Here is a 19,459-nt window from a genome sequence, read left to right as displayed (position 1 = left end):
TTCCGGACCCCGTCGCCGTCTGTGGGCTCAGCCCGCGGTGTCCGTGCGGGAGACCGACAGCAACTGCTCCAACTGCTCCTCGCGGTCCTGCGCGGCCACGAACAGCAGCTCGTCACCGGCCTCCAGCGCGTCGTCCCTGGCGGGAGTGAGTACCCGGTGGCCGCGGATGATCGTCACCAGCGAGGTGTCGGTGGGCCAGTCGACATCGCCCACCCGGGTGCCCACCAGCGCCGCGTCCGGCGGAAGCGTCAGCTCCACCAGGTTGGCGTCGCCCTGGCTGAAGCGCAGCAGCCGCACCAGGTCGCCGACGCTGACCGCCTCCTCGACGAGCGCCGACATCAGCCGCGGCGTGGAGACGGCGACATCCACGCCCCACGCCTCGTTGAACAGCCACTCGTTCTTGGGGTTGTTGACCCGGGCCACCACCCGCGGCACCCCGTACTCGGTCTTGGCCAGCAGTGAGACGACCAGGTTGACCTTGTCGTCACCGGTGGCCGCGATGACCACGTTGCACCGCTGCAGTGCCGCCTCGTCCAGCGAGGTGATCTCGCAGGCGTCTGCCAGCAGCCACTCGGCCTGCGGCACCCGCTCCACCGAGATGGACGACGGGTTCTTGTCCACGAGCAGCACCTCGTGGCCGTTCTCCAGGAGCTCCCCGGCGATGGAACGCCCCACCGCGCCGGCTCCGGCGATCGCGACCCTCATGAACGACCCTCCTTGGGCCCCTCGGCGAACGCCGCCTCGACCTTCTCGACCTCGTCGGTGCGCATCATCACCTGCACCAGGTCGCCTTCCTGCAACACCGTGGACGCGGTCGGCAGCATCGCCTCGCCCAGCCGGGTGAGGAACGCCACCCGCACCCCGGTCTCCTCCTGGAGCTTGCTGATCCGCTGGCCCACCCACTTGGCGGAGGTGGGCACCTCCGCCAACTGCACTGCGCCGCTGGGGTCGCGCCACAGCGGCTCGGCGCCCGACGGCAGCAGACGCCGCAACATCTGGTCCGCGGTCCACCGCACCGTGGCCACCGTGGGAATGCCCAGCCGCTGGTAGACCTCGGCCCGCCGGGGATCGTAGATGCGGGCCGCGACGTTCTCCACGCCGAACATCTCGCGGGCCACACGGGCGGCGATGATGTTGGAGTTGTCGCCGCTGCTGACCGCGGCGAACGCCCCGGCCTCCTCGATCCCGGCCTCGCGCAAGGTGTCCTGGTCGAATCCGACCCCGGTCACCCGGCGCCCCGCGAACCCGGACCCGAGACGGCGGAACGCCGTCGGGTCCTGGTCGACCACGGCGACCGTATGACCCTGCTGTTCGAGGGTCTGGGCGAGCGTGGACCCCACTCGTCCGCAGCCCATGATTACGACGTGCACGCCGCCTGTCCTTCCGGCTGTGTTCATCTCGTCCGAGACCGTCCCAGCGTCTCAGACCGGGGCCAAAGCTACACACGGACGGTCCCCGCGGGGAGGCCACCCACGGCTCGGAAGCGTTCCTGCTCGGCACACGGGGACGGCGGTTGTCGAGCAATCTTGACGAACCTTTAACATCCTGGGGTGTCCAATCTGACCGACCTGCCGAAACGGATCCTGATCGGCCGGGCGCTGCGCAGCGACCGACTGGGCGAGACACTGCTCCCCAAGCGCATCGCCCTGCCGGTCTTCGCCTCCGACCCGCTGTCCTCCGTGGCCTACGCGCCCGGTGAGGTGCTGATCGTCCTGTCCATGGCGGGCCTGTCGGCTTACCACCTCAGCCCGTGGATCACCGCGGCCATCGTGGTGCTGATGTTCACGGTCGTCGCCTCCTACCGGCAGAACGTGCACGCCTACCCCAGCGGCGGCGGTGACTACGAGGTGGCCACCACCAACCTGGGCCAGCGCGCCGGGCTCACCGTCGCCAGCGCACTGCTGGTCGACTACGTGATGACGGTGGCCGTCTCGATCTCCTCGGGCATCGAGAACCTGGGCTCCGCCGTACCGTTCGTCATAGAGCACAAGGTGCTCTGCGCGCTCGCGGTGATCGCCCTGCTGACCCTGATGAACCTGCGCGGGGTCCGCGAGTCCGGCACGGTGTTCGCCATCCCGACCTACGCCTTCGTCGGCGGCGTCTGCCTCATGATCATCTGGGGCGCGGTACGGGCGCTGCTCCTCGGCGCGCACATGAAGGCGCCCACCGCCGACCTCACCATCCACGCCGAGACCAAGGGCATCGCCGGGTTCGCGATGGTCTTCCTGATGCTGCGCGCCTTCTCCTCCGGCTGCGCCGCGCTCACCGGCGTCGAGGCGATCAGCAACGGCGTACCCGCCTTCCGCAAGCCCAAGAGCCGCAACGCCGCCACGACACTGGCGCTGATGGGCGGCCTGGCGGTGGTGATGTTCGTCGGCATCATCACCCTGGCGCTCACCACCCATGTGCGGATGGCGGAGAACCCGGCCACCGACCTGCTGCGCGACGGACACCCGGTCGGTTCCGGCTTCACCCAGAACCCGGTGATCACCCAGGTCGCCGCGGCAGTGTTCGGCGACGGCTCGATCCCGTTCGTCTTCCTGTCCGCGGTCACCGCGCTGGTGCTGTTCCTCGCCGCCAACACCGCGTACAACGGCTTCCCCGTGCTCGGCTCGATCCTCGCCCAGGACCGCTATCTGCCGCGCCAGTTGCACACCCGCGGCGACCGGCTGGCGTTCAGCAACGGCATCGTGGCACTGGCCCTGTTCGCCGGGCTGCTGGTCTACCTGTACGGCGCCGACTCCACCCGGCTGCTCCAGCTCTACATCGTCGGCGTCTTCGTCTCGTTCACCCTCAGCCAGACCGGCATGGTCCGGCACTGGAACCGCCATCTGGCCACCGAGACCGACCCGGCGAAGCGCCGCCGGATGATCCGCTCCCGGGCGATCAACGCCTTCGGCGCGTGCCTGACCGCCCTGGTCCTGGCCATCGTGCTGCTCACCAAGTTCACCCACGGCGCCTGGGTCGCGGCGGTCGGCATGGCCATGTTCTACCTGCTCATGACCGGCATCCGGCGGCACTACGACAGCGTGGCCGAGGAACTGTCGGCCGCCGAGGAGCCGGACGACGACCAGGCGCCGTCCCGGGTGCACTCCATCATCCTGGTCTCCAAGCTGCACAAGCCGACGCTGCGCGCCTTGTCCTACGCCAGGCTGTTCCGCTGCGACACCCTCGAAGCGCTCAGCATCAACGTCGACCCCGCCGAGACCGAAGCCCTCCAGCGGGAGTGGGAGCGGCGCGGCCTCGACGTACCGCTGAAGGTCCTCGACTCGCCGTACCGCGAGATAACGCGGCCGATCGTGGAGTACGTGCGCGACGTGCGCCGCGACAGCCCGTGCGACGTGGTGAGCGTCTACATCCCCGAGTACGTCGTCGGCCGCTGGTACGAGCACCTGCTGCACAACCAGAGCGCGCTGCGGCTCAAGGGACGGCTGCTGTTCACCCCCGGCGTGATGGTCACCTCCGTACCGTGGCAGCTCGACTCCAGCGTCCGGGCGAAGAACCCCTCGCGCGGCTGGAGCGCCCCCGGTTCGGTGCGCCGCGGCCAGCTGACCGCCCCCCGCAGGCCAGACGAGCAGCGGCCGGTCAGCGGCGAGCGCAGCGGGACGTAGACTGAGGGGCTGTCGCCTCAACGGCAGGCATGGACCGTGCTCAGGAGCCCCCGCACCGTGAAGAACCGCACCCGTACCAACCGTACGCAGGACCAGGACACCGCGGGCGGCGGCTCGCTGGTGGGCGAGCGGTACGAGGTCGAGGTCGGCCCGGTCGCGCACGGCGGGCACTGCATCGCCCGCCACGAGGGCCGGGTGCTGTTCGTACGGCACGCGCTTCCCGGTGAGCGGGTGATCGCCGAGGTCACCGAGGGCGGCGAGGAGTCGCGGTTCCTGCGGGCCGACGCGGTCGAGGTGCTGCACGCCGCCAACGACCGGGTGGCGGCGCCCTGCCCGTTCTCCGGCCCCGGCAGGTGCGGCGGCTGCGACTGGCAGCACGTGGCGCCCGGCGCGCAACGGCGGCTGAAGGTCGCCGTCATCACCGAGCAGTTGTCGCGGCTCGCCGGGCTCACCCCCGAGGAGGCGGGCTGGGACGGCACCGTCGAGCCCGCCCCCGGCGACAAGGTGGCCAAGGGCCAGGTCCCGGCGTGGCGCACCCGGGTGCAGTACGCGGTGGACGCCGAGGGCCGGGCCGGACTGCGGCGGCACCGCTCGCACGAGGTCGAGCCGATCGACCGCTGTCTGATCGCCGCCCCGGGCGTCACCGAACTCGGCATCGAGTCCCGCGACTGGACCGGGGTCTCCGCCGTCGAGGCCATCGCGGCGACCGGCTCCTCGGACCGCCAGGTGATCGTCACCCCGGCCCCCGGCGGTCGGCTGCCCATCGTGGAACTCGACCGCCCGGTCTCCGTGATGCGGGTGGACGAGCAGGGCGGGGTGCACCGGGTGCACGGCCGCGGCTTCGTCCGCGAGCGGGCGATCGGCCGCACCTGGCGGGTCGGCTCCGGCGGCTTCTGGCAGGTCCACCCGCAGGCCGCGGACATCCTGGTGGGCGCGGTACTGGACGCACTGAAGCCGCGCAAGGGGGAGACCGCGCTCGACCTGTACTGCGGCGTCGGCCTGTTCGCGGGCGCGCTGCGCGAACGCCTCGGCGACCGCGGTGCGGTGCTCGCCATCGAGTCCAACAAGCGCGCGGTGGAGGACGCCCGCCACAACCTCGCCGACCTGGACCGGGTACGCATCGAACACGGCAAGGTCGAACAGGTCCTGCCCCGCACCGGCATCACCGAGACCGACCTCGTCGTCCTCGACCCGCCCCGGGTAGGCGCAGGCAAGCCCACCGTCCGCCACCTCGCCTCGCTGGCCCCCCGCCGCATCGCCTACGTCGCCTGCGACCCCGCGGCCCTCGCCCGCGACCTGTCCTACTTCGCGACCGAGGGCTACCGCCCGGTGTCCCTACGGGCGTTCGACCTGTTTCCGATGACGCATCATGTGGAGTGCGTGGCGATTTTGGAGCCTGTCGCTAAGGGCTCGTGACCTGCGGTTTTGCGCGGGCGCATTATGGCTGGGGTGGGCGGTATGGGCGGTGCCTTGACGCTGAAGTGGCGCTCCTGACGCCCTTTCTGATGGCGCGCCAGGCGCGTTTGTGGCCGCTGCTCCGCTCCCTGGCGGGTCCGCACGCCGCCCGGTGAGGGGGAGCTCACCCGGGCGGCGCGGTGTGGGATCGGGTTCAGTCTCATCGTCGCTTCAGTGCGGCGAGATCGTGGTTGAGCACGATGACATTGACGCGTCCTTGACCCAGGAACCCGAGGGTGCGGCCTTGGACGTGCTCGGCGACCAGCTTCCGTACCGCTGCCGGGTCCAGGCTGCGGGCCTTGGCCACCCGGTTGACCTGCTCGTAGGCGTACGCGGGTGAGATGTCCGGGTCGAGGCCGGAGCCGGAGGCGGTGAGCGCGTCGGGTGGGACGCTGCTCGGCGGCACGCGGTCGAAGGCGGCGACCGCGGTCCGCCGGTCCCTGACGGCCTTGACCAGTCCAGCGTTGTTGGGGCCGAGGTTGGAGGCGCCGGAGCTTTTCGGATCGTAGCCCGCGGGGCCGGCCGCGGAGGGACGGGGCTGGAACCACTTCGGGTCGGGAGAGCCGGAGGGCTGGCCCTTCTGGGACGGCAGGTTGAACCTCTGGCCGATGAGCGAGGAGGCGACCGGCCCTCCGCCGTCCTTGACCAACGACCCGTTGGCCTGGTGTGGGAAGACGGCCTGGGCGATTCCGGTCACCACCAGGGGATAGGCGATGCCTGTGATGACCGTGAACACCAGCAGCATCCGCAGCGCCGCCAGGTGGTGGCGGAGCAGCCGGGTGAGGGAGCCAGCCAAGGGAATCGCCTTCCTTGGTCAGTGCAGTCCGGGGACGAACTGGACGAGCAGGTCGATCAGTTTGATGCCGATGAACGGCAGCACCAGTCCGCCGAAGCCGTACAGCACGATGTTGCGGTTGAGCAGCGAGGACGCCGAGGAGGGCCGGTAGCGCACGCCACGCAGTGCGAGCGGGATCAGGGCGATGATGATCAGCGCGTTGAAGATGATCGCCGAGGAGATCGCCGATGTGGGGCTGTGCAGGCCCATGATGTTCAGTCGGTGCAGGCCCGGGTAGACGCTGGCGAACATGGCGGGGATGATGGCGAAGTACTTCGCCACGTCGTTGGCGATGGAGAAGGTCGTCAACGCGCCCCGGGTGATCAGCAGTTGCTTGCCGATCTCCACGATCTCGATGAGCTTGGTGGGGTTGGAGTCCAGGTCCACCATGTTCCCGGCCTCCTTGGCGGCCGAGGTACCGGTGTTCATCGCCACGCCCACATCGGCCTGGGCCAGCGCGGGCGCGTCGTTGGTGCCGTCACCGGTCATCGCGACCAGCTTGCCGCCCGACTGCTCCCGCTTGATCAGCGCCATCTTGTCCTCGGGAGTCGCCTCCGCGAGGAAGTCGTCCACCCCCGCCTCCTCGGCGATCGCGGCGGCGGTCAGCGGGTTGTCACCGGTGATCATCACGGTCTTGATGCCCATCCGGCGCAGCTCGTCGAAGCGCTCGCGGATGCCCTGCTTGACCACGTCCTTGAGGTGGATGACGCCGAGGATGCGGGCCGTGCTCGTGCCTTCCTGGCGGGTGACCTCGCCGACGACCAGTGGTGTGCCGCCGCTCGCGGAGATGCCGTCCACGATCGGGCCGACCTCCTCGGTGGGGTGTCCGCCGTGCTCTCTGACCCAGCGCATGACGGCGGTCGCCGCGCCCTTGCGCAGTGAGCGGCTGGTGTCCAGGTCCACCCCGGACATCCGGGTCTGTGCGGTGAACGGCACGAACTCGGCGTGCGCCAACTCCCCTTCGGTGCGCCCGCGTAGCGCGTACCGCTCCTTGGCCAGGACGACGATCGAGCGTCCCTCGGGCGTCTCGTCGGCCAGGGAGGACAACTGGGCGGCGTCCGCCAGTCCCTCCACCGGGACCCCGCTCACCGGCAGGAACTCGGCGGCCTGACGGTTGCCCAGAGTGATGGTGCCGGTCTTGTCCAGCAGCAGGGTGTTCACGTCTCCCGCCGCCTCAACGGCCCGGCCGGACATGGCCAGTACGTTGCGCTGCACCAGGCGGTCCATGCCCGCGATGCCGATCGCGGACAGCAGCGCGCCGATGGTGGTCGGGATCAGGGCCACCACCAGCGCCACCAGGATCACGATGCTTTGTTCGGCGCCCGCGAAGATGGCGAACGGCTGCAACGTCACGACTGCCACCAGAAAGATGATGGTGAGTGAGGCCAGCAGGATGTTCAGCGCGATCTCGTTGGGGGTCTTCTGCCGAGCCGCGCCCTCCACCAGGGCGATCATCCGGTCGATGAAGGTTTCCCCTGGTTTCGAGGTGATCCGCACGACGATCCGGTCGGAGAGCACCTTCGTGCCTCCGGTGACCGCCGAGCGGTCGCCGCCTGACTCACGGATGACCGGCGCCGACTCGCCGGTGATCGCTGACTCGTCGACGCTGGCGACACCTTCGACGACATCGCCGTCGCCGGGGATGATCTGGCCCGCCTCGACCACCACATGGTCGCCCAGCCGCAGTTCGGTCGCCGCAACCTCCGCTTCGGAAAGGCCGGTGGCGCCCGGCCGCCAGTCGGCGGGCAGCCGACGGGCCATGGTGGCGGTTTTCGCCCTGCGCAGCGTCTCGGCCTGTGCCTTGCCCCGCCCCTCGGCGACGGCCTCGGACAGGTTGGCGAAGACGACGGTCAGCCACAGCCATACGGTGATCACCCAGGCGAACACGCTGGGGTCCTTGATCGCCGAGAGCGTGGTCAGCACGGCGCCGACCTCCACGACGAACATCACGGGATTGCGGACCATGACCCGCGGATCGAGCTTGCGCAGCGCGTCGGGCAAGGAGGTCGCCAGCTGCCTGGGGTCGAGCATCCCACCGGAGACGCGGTGCGTGCTGGGTGGCAACGGGTCTTTGGACACCGGGCGATGTGCGGCGGCCGTGGGCATCAGCGCAACCCTTCCGCGAGTGGCCCGAGTGCGAGGGCGGGGAAGTAGGTGAGGCCGACGACGATGAGGAGCACGCCCGTGAGCAGGCCGACGAACTGCGGCCGGTGGGTGGGCAGGGTGCCCGCGGTGACCGGCACCGGCTGCTGCCGGGCGAGCGATCCGGACAGTGCGAGGACGAAGACCATGGGCAGGAAGCGGCCCAGGATCATCACCAGGCCGAGTGCGGTGTTGTACCAGGCGGTGTTGGCAGAAAGCCCCGCGAACGCCGAACCGTTGTTGTTGGCGGCCGAGGTGAACGCGTACAGCACCTCGGAGAAGCCGTGCTGGCCCGAGTTGAGCATCGCGGCCCGCTCTCCCGGCAGCGCCATCGCGAGGCCTGCCCCCACCAGCACCAGCCCCGGAGTGGTGAGGATGTACAGCGAGGCGAACTTCATCTCCCGCGCGCCGAGCTTCTTACCCAGGTACTCGGGGGTGCGGCCCACCATCAGCCCGGCGACGAAGACGGTGACGATGGCAAGGATCAGGATGCCGTAGAGCCCGGAGCCGGTGCCGCCGGGTGCGATCTCGCCCAGCATCATGTTGAAGATGGTCATCCCGCCGCCGCCCGGCGTGTACGAGTCGTGGAAGGAGTTGACCGCACCGCAGGAGGTGAGCGTGGTGGACACGGCGAACAGCGCGGAGGCCCAGATGCCGAACCGCTGCTCCTTGCCCTCCATCATTCCGCCCGCCGCGTGCCCGGCCGAACTGCTCACGCTGTGCAGTTCGTTGGCAGTGACGATCGCCACCGAGGCCGCCCAGACAAGCCCCATCACGGCGACGATCGCGTAGCCCTGACGGTTGTCGCCGACCATCCTTCCGAAGGTGCGCGGTAGTGAGAATCCGATCACCAACAGCAGGTAGATCTCCAGCCAGTTGGTGAACGGGTTGGGGTTCTCGAAGGGGTGCGTGGAGTTGGCGTTGTAGAAGCCGCCGCCGTTGGTGCCCAGTTCCTTGATGGCCTCCTGTGAGGCGACCGGTCCGCCGGTGATGCTCTGGTGGTCGCCCGCGATCGTCGTGATCGACTGGATGCCGTGGAAGTTCTGGATCGTGCCACCGGCGACCAGCACGATCGCCATCACGAAGGAGATCGGCAGCAGCACCCGCAGCACGATCCTGGTGAGGTCCACCCAGAAGTTGCCGACCCGGTCGGTCTTCTTCCGGGTGAAGCCGCGAATCAGGGCGGCCACCACGGCGATGCCCACGGCGGCGGAGACGAAGTTCTGTACCGCCAGACCCGCCATCTGTACCAGATGGCCCATGGCCGACTCGCCGGAGTAGCTCTGCCAGTTGGTGTTGGTGACGAACGACGCCGCCGTGTTGAAGGCGAGGTCCGGGGCCACCGGCTTCGTGCCGACCGAGAGCAGCAGATGGTTCTGCAACCGCTGGAAGGCGTACAGGAACAGCACCGACACCGCGGAGAACGCCAGTAGGCCGCGTAGATAGGCGGGCCAGGGCTGGTCGGCGTCCCCCCGCACACCACCGACCCGGTAGACCAGCCGCTCCACCCGCCAGTGCCGCGGGCAGGTAAGGACATGGGCCAGGTAGTCGCCCAGCGGCCGGAAGGACAGGGCCAGCGCGCCCACCAGGGCGAGGATCTGCAGCCAGCCCGCCAGAGTTTCGTTCATGGGGAACATCTCCGGTTGCGGGAGCCGGCTAGAACTTCTCGGGGAAGATCAGGCAGAGCACCAGATAGAGGACCAGGCCGATGGCGACGACCAGCCCCACGATGTTCTCGACGCTCACAGTCGCCGCACTCCCTTGGCGGCCAGCCCGATGAGGGCGAAGACCACGATGGTGAGGGCGACGTAGACAAGGTCCGACATGCGCGACACCCCGCGGAGCAGACGACGGAAGGGACCGCTCGGCCGCGGCGTGAAGACGTGGGGCGCTCAAGCCGAGGGCGGTGCCGACTCAAACCGGCCCTCGCGGACAAGGGCTACCAGTCCCCGCCGACGACCCCCGTCAGCGGAGTTCTGACGTTATCGAGCAGCGCATGGATGAGCGTTTGACACGCCGCGGCCAAATGAGTGGTCCGGGCCGACGAAAGGAGACTGACCACGCTGTTCGACGGCTGAGGCGATCCTGTGGCTTACGGACACGCGGCATGGCTCGAACACCGCCTCGTAGCGGCCTCGGGGCACCATGGGAGTGGGGCGTGACGAGTCGGCGGGAGCGACGCCAATGGCGCGTGGGCGGTTGCGCATCTACCTCGGGGCCGCACCCGGGGTCGGCAAGACCTACGCCATGCTCAAGGAGGGCCAGCGGCTGCGCTCCCAGGGCACCGACGTGGTGATCGGACTGTTCGAACCGCACGGCCGACGGCCGACGATGGTCCTGGCCGAGGGCCTGGAGACCGTACCCCGCCGCCCCCTGGCCTACCGGGGCTCGCACTTCACCGAGATGGACCTGGACGCGGTGCTGGCCCGCCGTCCGCAGGTCGCCCTGGTCGACGAGCTGGCCCACACCAACGTGCCGGGATCGCGCAACGCCAAGCGGTGGCAGGACGTGGAGGAACTGCTGGCGGCGGGCATCGACGTGGTCACCACGCTGAACGTGCAACACCTGGAGTCCCTCAACGACGTGGTCGAGCAGATCACCGGAGTCAGGCAGCAGGAGACGCTGCCGGACGAGGTGGCCCGGCGGGCCGACCAGATCGAGTTGGTGGACCTGCCGCCCGAGGTGGTGCGCCGCCGGTTGGCACACGGGGACATCTACCCGCCGGACCGCATCGAGGCCGCGCTCACCCACTACTTCCGGGTCGGCAACCTCACCGCGCTGCGCGAGCTGGCACTGCTGTGGCTGGCCGACCGGGTGGAGGAGGGGTTGCAGCGGTATCGAGCGGAGCACGGGATCGCCGCGCCCTGGGAGACCCGGGAGCGGATCCTGGTCGGTCTGACGGGCGGCCCGGAGAGCGAGACGCTGATCCGCCGCGCCGCCCGGATCACCGCCAAAACGCCGGGCAGCGAACTGCTGGCCGTGCACGTCGTCCCCAGCGACGGTCTGGCCGACGCCGACCCGGCGGCGCTGGACCAGCAGCGGACGCTGGTCGAGGCGCTGGGCGGCAGCTACCACCAGACCACGGGCGAGGACGTCGTCGAGGCGCTGTTGCAGTTCGCGGAGGCGGAGAACGTCACCCAGATCGTGCTGGGCGCCAGCCGCCGGGGGCGGCTGCGCTCACTGCTGCGGGCGGGCGTGGGCAAGCGCACCATCGATGGTTCGGGCCCCATCGACGTGCACATCGTCACCCATGAGCAGGCCGCGGGTGCCGCTACCCCGCTGCTGCGGTTGCCGCACCCGATTCGCGGCATCGGCTCGCGCCGGTACTGGTCGGCGATGGCCGCCGCGGCGCTGCTGCTGCCCGCGCTGACCGCCGTGCTGGTAGTGCTGCGCGGCCACCTCGGCCTCGCCAGCGACCTCGTGCTCTACATGCTGGCGATCGTGGTGATCGCCCTTGTCGGCGGCGTGTACCCGGCGCTGGTCGTCGCGGTCGCCGCCGGGCTGCTGACCGACTACTTCTTCACCCGACCCCTTCACTCGCTGAACATCGAGCACCTCAGCGACATCCTGGCGCTGGTGGTCTTCATCGCCACCGCTGTCCTCGTCGGCACCGCGGCCGGGACCGCCGCCCGGCGTACCTACCAGGCCCTGCGAGCGACCACGGAGGCGCGCGCCCTGACCCGGCTGGCGACCGCCATGATGCACGGGCAGAACCTGCCCGCCCTGCTGGAACTGGTACGGGAGTACTTCGGCCTGGCCGCGGTCAGCCTCCTGGAACGCGACCGGGCACAGGGCTCGCGACCCCACTGGTATGTCATCGCCAGCGCGGGCGAACTCCCCCCTGAGCGGCCCTACGAGGCGGACGTGGAGAGCCCGATCGACGACGACCTCACACTGGCCGCCCGCGGCCGGGCGCTGAGCGCCGATGACCAGCGGGTGCTCACCGCGTGCGCGGCCCAGTTGGGGCTGGCGCACGCGCACGGCCGACTGGCCCGGCGCGCCGCCGAGACGGACAGCCTCGCCGCCGCCGAACGCACCCGCGCCTCGCTGCTGCTGACCGCGGGGCGCGATCTGCGCGCCCCGCTGCACTCGGCGGAGGCGGCGCTGGATCGGCTACGGCAGCCCGGCACCTCGGCCCAGGAGCGGGACCGGTGGCTCAACTCCGCCCGCACGGCGGTGCGTCGGGCCGTTCAACTCGTCGCCGACCTGGACCGGTTGGGCCGACTGCACGCCGGAGCGCTGGACCTGTACATGCGCCCGGTCGACCTGGACGAGGTGCTGGCCGCGACCCTGGACGACCTGGGTCCCGGCGGGCACACCATCCTGCTCCGGCTGCCGCCGCGGATGCCCGACGTCATCGCCGACGCGGCCGCGCTGACCCGCATCCTCACCGCGCTCAGCGCGGACGCCCTACGGCACAGCCCGCAGGACCGGCCCCCCACCCTGACCGCCGAGGTGCTGCCCGACCGGCTGCTGGTCCGGCTCACCGACGGCACGGCGGACACCACGTCCCCGGGCACGGTCCCTGACTCGCGACCAGACAGCCTGGAGTTGCGGCTGTCGCGTGACCTCGCGGAGGCGATGGGCGGCACCCTGGAACACACCATGAACGGCTCCGCCTTCTCGGTGACGCTGACCTTCCCGACCTCGGCGCACCGCTGAGCGATGAGACAGGCATACCGGGCGGCACCAACCCCGATGGCGAAACGGGCACCGCTCGCGGATCACGCTCTCAGCCCGTTGGTGACAGCTCCCAGCGGACGGCCTGTACGCCGGGTTCGAGCCATACGTGGGTGAGCACCCGGGCCATTGGTGCGGCGGCCGGGCCGTTGACGGTGACGCTCGCCTCCAGTGTGGCCGAACCATCCATCGTCGTACGGGAGTTGATGGGCACTGGCACGCCAGGGCCGCTGAGGGCTTGGGTGAGCAGGGTGCGTACGTGGGCCTCTGCCTGGGCGTCGCAGACGGTGTGCACCGTGACCTGCACGGGGAAGTCGGCGGAGGCTGAAGGGGTGCGGTCGACCAGGCGCTCCACGGAGCCCAGCAGCAGGCGGTCGAGTACGTACATGGGTACCTCCCTTCGTGGCGCTGGTGAAGCCCGAGCCGGTGTGGTGAGTTGGTCAGGCGAGGGGTTGGAGGAATTCGAGGCGGTTGCCGACCGGGTCGGTGCTGTAGAAGCGGCGGTGGCCGGGCAGGTTGTCGTCCCACACCACCGGGGCGCCGTGCGAGGCGATGCGTTCGGCGAAGGCGTCGATGCCGGTGACGCGCAGCCCGGGGTGGGCTTTGAGCGCCGGGCGGAAGGGGTCTTCGACGCCGAGGTGGAGCTGGACTGTGCCGTCGGGGGTGGCGAACCAGCAGCCGCCGCGAGCGGCCAGTACCGGTGGCTTGGGGATCTCGGTCATGCCCAACGCGCCGATGTAGAAGGCGCGCAGGAGTTCCTCGCTGCCGGGCGGGGTGGCGAGTTGTACGTGGTCGAGTGCGGCGAGCATGGCGGACGTGCCTCCGTCGAGAGGTGGCGTGGTCTGTGATCCGAAGGCTGTCCGGGGTACCGGGGCGGCGCCCCGGACAGCGCTGGTGCTCAGTGACCGAGGGCGACTTCCACGATCTTGAGGACGACCAGGACCATGGCGACCAGGAGGTATCCGCGCAGCGCGCCCATGCCGACCTTGCGGGCGGTGGACATGGTCGGCTGGGTGAGCGTCTCCAGCGGGGGCATCCGCCAGGTGTCGCGTCCGGTGCGGTCGATGGGGTCTTCCTTGGTTGCGGTGCGGCGGCGGGTCAGGGCCCAGCCGACGGCCAGGACTCCCACCACGCCGCAGGCGGCCATGATGTCGAGGATCGCGTTCGCGGTGATGTTCGGGAAGAGGACCGAGGCGGTGAGGATGATCGAGAGCATCACCAGCACACCGACGACCGCGGTGGTGAAGGCATTGGTCTTCGGCCCGTTGACCCACGGACCGAGGACGGCCTTGTCGTTGCACAGCAGCAGCAGGAAGACCGACGCGGACGGCAGCAGCACACCGGCGAGGGTCTGCACGCCCTCGGTCAGCAGCCCCAGCGGCGAGCCCGGGAGCAGCACGATCGCGGCAGCGGCGGCCACCAGTCCGGCGTAGACGGCGTAGAAGCCCTTGGCGCCCTTGACCCCGCGGTGCAGCGAGTGCTTCATCCCGAAGACGTCGCCGATGGCGTAGGCGGTGGACAGCGAGACCGCGAACGCGCCGATGATCGAGGCGTCCAGCAACGCGACGGCGAACAGCACCCCGACGAGCTTGCCCGCGTGGGCCTCAAGGCCGGTGGCGATCCCGCCCGCGTCACCGAAGTTGCCGAAGCCCTTGGTCCCGGCGAACGCGGCGGCGGTGAAACCCATCATGGCGGCGGCACCGATGACCACCACGGCGATGCCGATCCACAGGTCGACCTTCTCGTACTTCATGAACCGCGGGGTGATCCGCTTGTCGATGACGTACGACTGCTGGAAGAACAGCTGCCAGGGCGCCACCGTGGTGCCGACGATGCCGATGATCAGCAGCATGACGGTGGCCAACTCGCCCGAACCACCAGGCATGGTGGGCACCACGAAGTCGTGGGCCATCTGCGAGGTGGCCGGGTGGACCATGAAGTAGATCGGCACCAGCAGCAGCGAGGCCGCGCACAGCGCGATCGCGATCCGCTCGAAGCGCTGGAAGGAGCCGGTGAACGCCGAGGCGATGATGATCGCCGCGGCCAGCACGACGGATGCCGCCTTGGGCAGCCCCAGGTATCCGGCGGCCAGCGTGATGCCGATGAACTCCGTCACCAGCGTCAGGCCGTTGAGCAGGAAAAGGTCGATGACGGAGAACGCGCCCCAGAACTTGCCGAACCGCTCAAGGATCAGCCGGGCGTGCCCGACACCGGTGACCGCGCCGAGCCGCAGCACCATCTCCTGGTTGACGTACAGCACGGGGATGAGCAGCAGCAGCGTCCACAGCAGCTTGGTGCCGTAGTTCTGCCCGGCCTGCCCGTAGGTGGCGAAGGCACCGGCGTCGTTGTCGCCGACCATCACGATCAGGCCGGGACCGACGATCGCCAACAGCGTCTTCAGCTTGGCCGACAGGCCGGTGCGCGGCGCGGTGTCATCCAGCCTGATCGTGCCGAGCGCACCACGGATGTCACCGACGTGCGCGTCGTCCAGCACCGCGGCACGCGCAGGGGCGACGGTCGCCTCAACGGTGGTGTTGGTCATGACGTACCTCCCAATCCCCCCTCATCGGGGAGGTCAGGGGCACGCGGCAGTCATCCGCCCTGCGCGCAGGCGCGCACGGTGTGCCGCCGGTAGGCGTACCACACCAGGGCATCGCGCGGTCGGGGCCGCGCAGGGAAGGTGGTTACCGCGTGCCGGAAGAATGCGAGAACACGGGGATGAAGGGCCGACTGTGGCCCGGACTACTGCTACTGCAATCCATGTCTCTCGCCTCCTTCCGGCCGGGACGCGATCGGTCGCGTCAGCGTCGACTCGGCAAGGAGCGGACCAGCCCGCACAAGCGGCCGGTTCACCCCAACTCGTCAGAGCTTTGGCACTCCACGGCGTGTCCCGCCAGAAGCGGGAAGCCACTTGGGGTCACCCCTTAGCCCGGGGAGACCTGTCCTGATCCGGAGCGTCTCTCGACGGGTGGGATCAGTGGCCTGTGTCCGTGAAGACGCCTCACCGAACGAGGTGCCTTTCAAAAACCCTATTAACTGTAGCCCTGGCACGCATGTGCTCACGACCGTATTGCCGATTCTTGACCGTGCTCCGTGCTCCGTGCTCCGTGCCCGGCGGGTGGCTCAGGCGGTCTGGCCCGAGGCGTCGCACAGTGCCTGCTGGACCCGGCCGATGACGAACGGCAGGGTCAGCTGCGCGAGCGCTCCAGCGCCTGCGGCACTGGCGGCGCTGCTCGCCACGGGCTCCGCGTAGGCCAGTGCGCGCCGCGCGACCGCGGGCGTCCACGCCTGGTGCGCGTGACGGAGCGCGGGCCGCAGCAGCTCGCGAGCGGGAAGGGCGGGCACGGGGACGGTCAGCGTCCGGTCGGCGGCGCCGTGGCGCGGCCAGGTCAGTTCGATGCGCATGGCTGACTCCTTCGCGAGGAGAGCCTGATCGCGGGACCACGGTTGGTATCGCCTCAGCGCCCACCACCACCCTCGCCCCGGCGAGGAGCCGAAGGGGGGTGAGCCGGTGGGTTCAGCGGGCGCGCGGGCCGCGATCAAGCGGGGACGGATGAGCATGCCCGGAGTCGGGCTCTGGACTGGACCAAGGACTCATGTCCCTCACCTCCTCGCGGCCAGGACACACACGGGTGTCATCGAACAGGGCCGAGGAGCCCCCGCCATGGGAGGGCACCTCTCTCGTCCGGGCTTCAGCACTGCGCGGCGTACTCCCGGCCTGGCGGCCGGAGAGCCACTTGGGCTCACCCCTTGTGCCGAGGTGAGCTGTCCTGACCTGGGGCGTCTCTCGACGTTCGAGGTCAGTGGCCTGTGTCCACGCAGAAGCCTCGCCTAACGAGGTGCTGACACACTCAACGGTCACGCACCCGCCCTGTTCCGTCAAACTGCGAATCCGTGCGAGAGGGGTGAAACCGGCCACATTCGCGGTGGCCCTCTGCGGCTGTCGCGGACGACGCCTGCGGAAAGCGCCGGACCCGCTCGGGGAGGGGTTGGCGAGACTTCGGCACTCGGGAGCAATGGTGACGGCGGCAGCGCACAGGCGCGGGGGTGGCTGACTTCGTTCGTGGGCTCAGGGGGCGATGAGGAAGGGCGTGTGGGTGGTGCGGGCGAGGGAGCAGCCGACGCGGTCGGAGAACAGGCGGTGCCAGCCCTTCCCCGAGGATCCGACGACGATGAGGTCGGCGTGGTAGCGGTGGGCCGAGTCGGACAGTGCCTGGGTGGGTTCCGCGTCGCTGATTCCCAGCCGCCACCGGGTTCCCAAACCGGCGAGCTGCTCTTCGGCGCGGGCTAACAGGGCGCGTATGCGGCGTGTCCGACGGGCCGCGTGGGTGGGCCACAGGGCCGGGTCTTCGCCCGCGACCATGAGCAGTAGTTCGGCACCCATGCGTGTGGCCTGGCCGACGGCGTAGGCGAGTGCGCGGTCGCCGTGCGGGGTGCCGTTGTACCCGACCAGGATGAGCGGGGCGTGATCGACCATGGGTTTACCTCCCTACGTGATGCGGTGCGGGGGAGCGGAGGGCCGTCGCTGTCGCCATCACCAGCGTCGCCGCCAACTCGGCCTAGGCGTCGACGAGTTGATTCTCCCAAGGCTTCGCCAACCGGCCTCCACCTGGTGCGGTGGCCGGTCCGTTTCCGGCCACCGCACCACGATTGATCAGCTGCCCGCCGCCAGTTGGGCGATCTTGACGATGACCAGGATCACGGCCAGGAGCAGGTAGCCGCGCAGGGTGATCAGGCCCGCCTTGCGCAGCGGGGGAGAACTTCGGCCGCTCCAGCGTGGCCAGGTTGGGCGTGCGCCAGACCATGCGGTCGGCGTCGAGCTTCGCCTTGCGTTCGGCCGCCCCCGGTCCGGTCCGGCGAGCCCGGTCGCATCCGAGGCGTCCGTCGAAGTGCCCTCTCGCGCCGCGGCTGCCCTGGTCGTGGCGCGGGACCGAAGGGCGACGAAGGCTCCGCCGACGATGCCGACAACCGTGCCGATGCCGAAGCCGAGTTCCAGCTGGGCGGTGGTCAGGTCGGGGAAGAACGTGGCCGCGGTCAACGCGAGCGAGAGCAGCACGAGAGCCCAGACGATGATTCCGGCGACGATGTTCTGCCTGACACTGTTCACCCACGGCCCCGGTACGGGGCGGTCGTTGCACAGCAGGACGAGGAAGACGGTCGCCGACGGGAGCAACACGCCTGCCAATGCCTGGACGCCCTGTGTGATGAGCCCCTGTACGTGGTCGTTGGAGACGAGGGTGATAGTGGCGGAGATGCCGATCAAGGCGGCGTAGCCGACGTAGAACACCGGGGCCTCGGAGATCTTCCAGTGCAGCGAGTGACGCTTCTTGACCGTGTCGCCGAGGGTGTAGGTGGTGGCGAGGGCAACGGCGTTCGCGCCCACGAGGGCGGCGTCCAGCAGGAGCGGGCATGCCGAGGACGGCCGCAGGGCCGGTGAGCGTGGTTCGTCAAGGCGCGCAGGGAGCCTGCGAGCAGCACGAAGTACGGTGTGGCTACCTCGCCAACTCCCAGAAGTCAGCGGTCAGTTCACGCACCCGTGCGCATCGAGTGAGCGCGTGGTACCGAGTGGGGTCAGGCGCGCACGCCGAAACAGGTGGAAAGATCGTGGGGGCGCCTACTACTGCCAGAACTCATCTGACCACCTCCCCCGACTCAGCGCACGCCGGTGCGCTCCGCACAAGGGCAGCGCGGACCACGCCACCCTTGGTACGGACACCCCCCACGTAAGAGCTTCGGCACTGCACGGCGTATCCCCACCCGGGTTGGGCGGGAAGCCACGATGCGGGACGCGCGGAGAAGAAGACACACCCATGGCTGAGCAGCCTGGCCGACGAACTCATCAAGACGCGTCAACCGAGCAGGGAGGTTCTGCCAGCCAGTTCCGGAGTGGCCTTGTCCAGCATCATCCGGGCCGCTGTGCCCAAAGTGGAATCGGCCACCGCGTAGACGTGGTAGCGGCCTTCGGTGCGAACGCGTACCGCTCCGGCGAGTTTGAGCTTGGCCAGGTGCTGGCTGACGGCCTGCGGCGTCGCGCCCACGCGCAGCGCCAACTGCGAGACGTCGCTTTCACGCTCGGCGAGGACCAAGACGATGTGCAGCCGCAGGGGGGAGGCGAGAAGGCCGAACGTCTGAGCCGCCAGACTCATCGTCCGCGCCGAGGGATCTTCGCGCCCCGTCCCCGCCGCCATCGCTGTGGGCCCCTTCCCCGGCTTTGTTCACGTCACCGTTCCCCGTGACGCTGTGCCCGGCATTGCCTCCAGGCGCCTGGACAGCTTAGCCTCCATGCTTGCTACATTGCGCAAGCATGCAACCAGAGGTCGGTGTGCGGTGTCTTCACGGCCGGGGGACGAGGCCCTACACCCCCCGCGGGGCAGGACAAGCGATGCCGGACCGACGCGTCGGCCCACGGACGAGGAACGCGAATGACAGGCCACAGCGCCGAAGCCCCCAGTGGGTCCACGTACCTCTCGCGCGACACGGCGCGGCGATCACGCCGCGTGCCGGGTCCGCGCGGCCGAGCGGCGGAAGGCTCGCGCAGAGCGGGCGTGGGGGAGGCTTCCGGCCGCGCCTCACGGTCCAGGAAGAACGAACGCGGCGCAATGCCGACTGGCGGGATCGTCCTGCTGGCGTTGGCGCTGCCGGTGGCTGGTGCCTTCGTGGACGAGCTGTTGGGGTCAGCGCTGGGCTGGGCCTTCGCGATCGCGGCGGTGCTCGCGGCGGTGCTGGTCGCGATGAA

The 19,459-nt window shown here is 69.8% G+C and carries 16 protein-coding genes and 2 riboswitches; of the genes, 3 read left to right on the top strand and 13 right to left on the bottom strand.

The window, feature by feature from the left end; genetic code table 11:
* Positions 1-27 precede the first annotated feature (27 nt).
* Together NON19_RS22865 and NON19_RS22860 are read right to left on the bottom strand one after the other, a co-directional pair.
* Positions 28-705 (bottom strand): potassium channel family protein, encoded by a 678-nt coding sequence (locus NON19_RS22865; RefSeq protein WP_255930784.1) that lies wholly within the window; start codon positions 703-705, stop codon positions 28-30.
* On the bottom strand, positions 702-1,370 hold the full coding sequence (locus NON19_RS22860) for a potassium channel family protein (protein WP_255930782.1): 669 nt from the start codon (positions 1,368-1,370) through the stop codon (positions 702-704). Before NON19_RS22860 ends, NON19_RS22865 begins: the two co-directional genes overlap by 4 nt.
* A 180-nt stretch (positions 1,371-1,550) precedes the next feature.
* Between NON19_RS22860 and NON19_RS22855 the strand changes: the two genes are divergently transcribed.
* Both NON19_RS22855 and NON19_RS22850 read left to right on the top strand, forming a co-directional pair.
* The gene (locus NON19_RS22855; RefSeq protein WP_255930780.1) at positions 1,551-3,611 is read left to right on the top strand and encodes an APC family permease; all 2,061 of its coding nucleotides are present in this window, start codon (positions 1,551-1,553) and stop codon (positions 3,609-3,611) included.
* Between the two features lie 57 nt (positions 3,612-3,668).
* Positions 3,669-5,027, top strand: a complete 1,359-nt coding sequence (locus NON19_RS22850; RefSeq protein ID WP_255930778.1) for a class I SAM-dependent RNA methyltransferase — start codon at positions 3,669-3,671, stop codon at positions 5,025-5,027.
* Positions 5,028-5,226: 199 nt separating this feature from the next.
* Here the strand turns inward: NON19_RS22850 and kdpC are convergent, their stop codons facing one another.
* The 4 genes from kdpC to kdpF are packed head-to-tail and all read right to left on the bottom strand — an operon-like array spanning position 5,227 to position 9,789.
* Positions 5,227-5,862, bottom strand: coding sequence for a potassium-transporting ATPase subunit KdpC (gene kdpC / locus NON19_RS22845; RefSeq protein ID WP_255930777.1), 636 nt, complete (start codon positions 5,860-5,862; stop codon positions 5,227-5,229).
* A gap of 18 nt (positions 5,863-5,880) precedes the next feature.
* Positions 5,881-8,007: a potassium-transporting ATPase subunit KdpB gene (gene kdpB, locus NON19_RS22840; protein ID WP_303654189.1), complete on the bottom strand. Its 2,127-nt coding sequence runs from the start codon at positions 8,005-8,007 to the stop codon at positions 5,881-5,883.
* Entirely contained in the window at positions 8,007-9,671 is a 1,665-nt protein-coding gene (kdpA, locus tag NON19_RS22835) for a potassium-transporting ATPase subunit KdpA (RefSeq protein ID WP_255930776.1), read from the bottom strand. Before kdpA ends, kdpB begins: the two co-directional genes overlap by 1 nt.
* A 28-nt stretch (positions 9,672-9,699) precedes the next feature.
* Positions 9,700-9,789 (bottom strand): K(+)-transporting ATPase subunit F, encoded by a 90-nt coding sequence (gene kdpF / locus NON19_RS22830; RefSeq protein WP_255930775.1) that lies wholly within the window; start codon positions 9,787-9,789, stop codon positions 9,700-9,702.
* A gap of 438 nt (positions 9,790-10,227) precedes the next feature.
* Here kdpF and NON19_RS22825 point away from each other — a divergent pair, with 438 nt between their 5' ends.
* Entirely contained in the window at positions 10,228-12,705 is a 2,478-nt protein-coding gene (locus NON19_RS22825) for a sensor histidine kinase (protein WP_255930774.1), read from the top strand.
* Positions 12,706-12,775: 70 nt separating this feature from the next.
* Here the strand turns inward: NON19_RS22825 and NON19_RS22820 are convergent, their stop codons facing one another.
* The 7 genes from NON19_RS22820 to NON19_RS22790 form a co-directional block, all read right to left on the bottom strand.
* Positions 12,776-13,111, bottom strand: coding sequence for a hypothetical protein (locus NON19_RS22820; protein ID WP_255930773.1), 336 nt, complete (start codon positions 13,109-13,111; stop codon positions 12,776-12,778).
* Positions 13,112-13,163: 52 nt separating this feature from the next.
* Positions 13,164-13,532, bottom strand: a complete 369-nt coding sequence (locus tag NON19_RS22815; RefSeq protein WP_255930772.1) for a VOC family protein — start codon at positions 13,530-13,532, stop codon at positions 13,164-13,166.
* An 89-nt stretch (positions 13,533-13,621) separates the two neighbouring features.
* Positions 13,622-15,265, bottom strand: a complete 1,644-nt coding sequence (locus NON19_RS22810; protein ID WP_255930771.1) for an NRAMP family divalent metal transporter — start codon at positions 15,263-15,265, stop codon at positions 13,622-13,624.
* Between the two features lie 304 nt (positions 15,266-15,569).
* Positions 15,570-15,743, bottom strand: a riboswitch (M-box (ykoK) riboswitch).
* A 103-nt stretch (positions 15,744-15,846) separates the two neighbouring features.
* Positions 15,847-16,128, bottom strand: a complete 282-nt coding sequence (locus NON19_RS22805; protein ID WP_255930770.1) for a hypothetical protein — start codon at positions 16,126-16,128, stop codon at positions 15,847-15,849.
* A gap of 264 nt (positions 16,129-16,392) precedes the next feature.
* A riboswitch (M-box (ykoK) riboswitch) is annotated at positions 16,393-16,569 on the bottom strand.
* Positions 16,570-16,792: 223 nt separating this feature from the next.
* On the bottom strand, positions 16,793-17,200 hold the full coding sequence (locus NON19_RS22800; RefSeq protein ID WP_255930769.1) for a universal stress protein: 408 nt from the start codon (positions 17,198-17,200) through the stop codon (positions 16,793-16,795).
* 177 nt (positions 17,201-17,377) lie between these two features.
* Entirely contained in the window at positions 17,378-18,121 is a 744-nt protein-coding gene (locus tag NON19_RS22795; RefSeq protein ID WP_255930855.1) for a divalent metal cation transporter, read from the bottom strand.
* Positions 18,122-18,572: 451 nt separating this feature from the next.
* Positions 18,573-18,911, bottom strand: coding sequence for an ArsR/SmtB family transcription factor (locus NON19_RS22790; protein ID WP_255930768.1), 339 nt, complete (start codon positions 18,909-18,911; stop codon positions 18,573-18,575).
* Positions 18,912-19,459: the final 548 nt, after the last annotated feature.

The sequence above is a fragment of the Streptantibioticus rubrisoli genome (genome assembly GCF_024436055.1).
GTDB lineage: Bacteria > Actinomycetota > Actinomycetes > Streptomycetales > Streptomycetaceae > Streptantibioticus_A > Streptantibioticus_A rubrisoli.
This window is presented reverse-complemented; position numbering and strand designations above follow the sequence as displayed.

Excerpts from the sequence above, each read along its gene's own strand:
- NON19_RS22865 (WP_255930784.1), bottom strand. The coding sequence starts at position 705 with ATGAGGGTCGCGATCGCCGGAGCCGGCGCGGTGGGGCGTTCCATCGCC.
- kdpA (WP_255930776.1), bottom strand. The coding sequence starts at position 9,671 with ATGAACGAAACTCTGGCGGGCTGGCTGCAGATCCTCGCCCTGGTGGGC.
- NON19_RS22825 (WP_255930774.1), top strand. The coding sequence starts at position 10,228 with ATGGCGCGTGGGCGGTTGCGCATCTACCTCGGGGCCGCACCCGGGGTC.
- NON19_RS22810 (WP_255930771.1), bottom strand. The coding sequence starts at position 15,265 with ATGACCAACACCACCGTTGAGGCGACCGTCGCCCCTGCGCGTGCCGCG.
- NON19_RS22805 (WP_255930770.1), bottom strand. The coding sequence starts at position 16,128 with ATGCGCATCGAACTGACCTGGCCGCGCCACGGCGCCGCCGACCGGACG.
- NON19_RS22815 (WP_255930772.1), bottom strand. The coding sequence starts at position 13,532 with ATGCTCGCCGCACTCGACCACGTACAACTCGCCACCCCGCCCGGCAGC.
- NON19_RS22800 (WP_255930769.1), bottom strand. The coding sequence starts at position 17,200 with ATGGTCGATCACGCCCCGCTCATCCTGGTCGGGTACAACGGCACCCCG.
- NON19_RS22790 (WP_255930768.1), bottom strand. The coding sequence starts at position 18,911 with ATGGCGGCGGGGACGGGGCGCGAAGATCCCTCGGCGCGGACGATGAGT.
- kdpB (WP_303654189.1), bottom strand. The coding sequence starts at position 8,007 with ATGCCCACGGCCGCCGCACATCGCCCGGTGTCCAAAGACCCGTTGCCA.
- NON19_RS22820 (WP_255930773.1), bottom strand. The coding sequence starts at position 13,111 with ATGTACGTACTCGACCGCCTGCTGCTGGGCTCCGTGGAGCGCCTGGTC.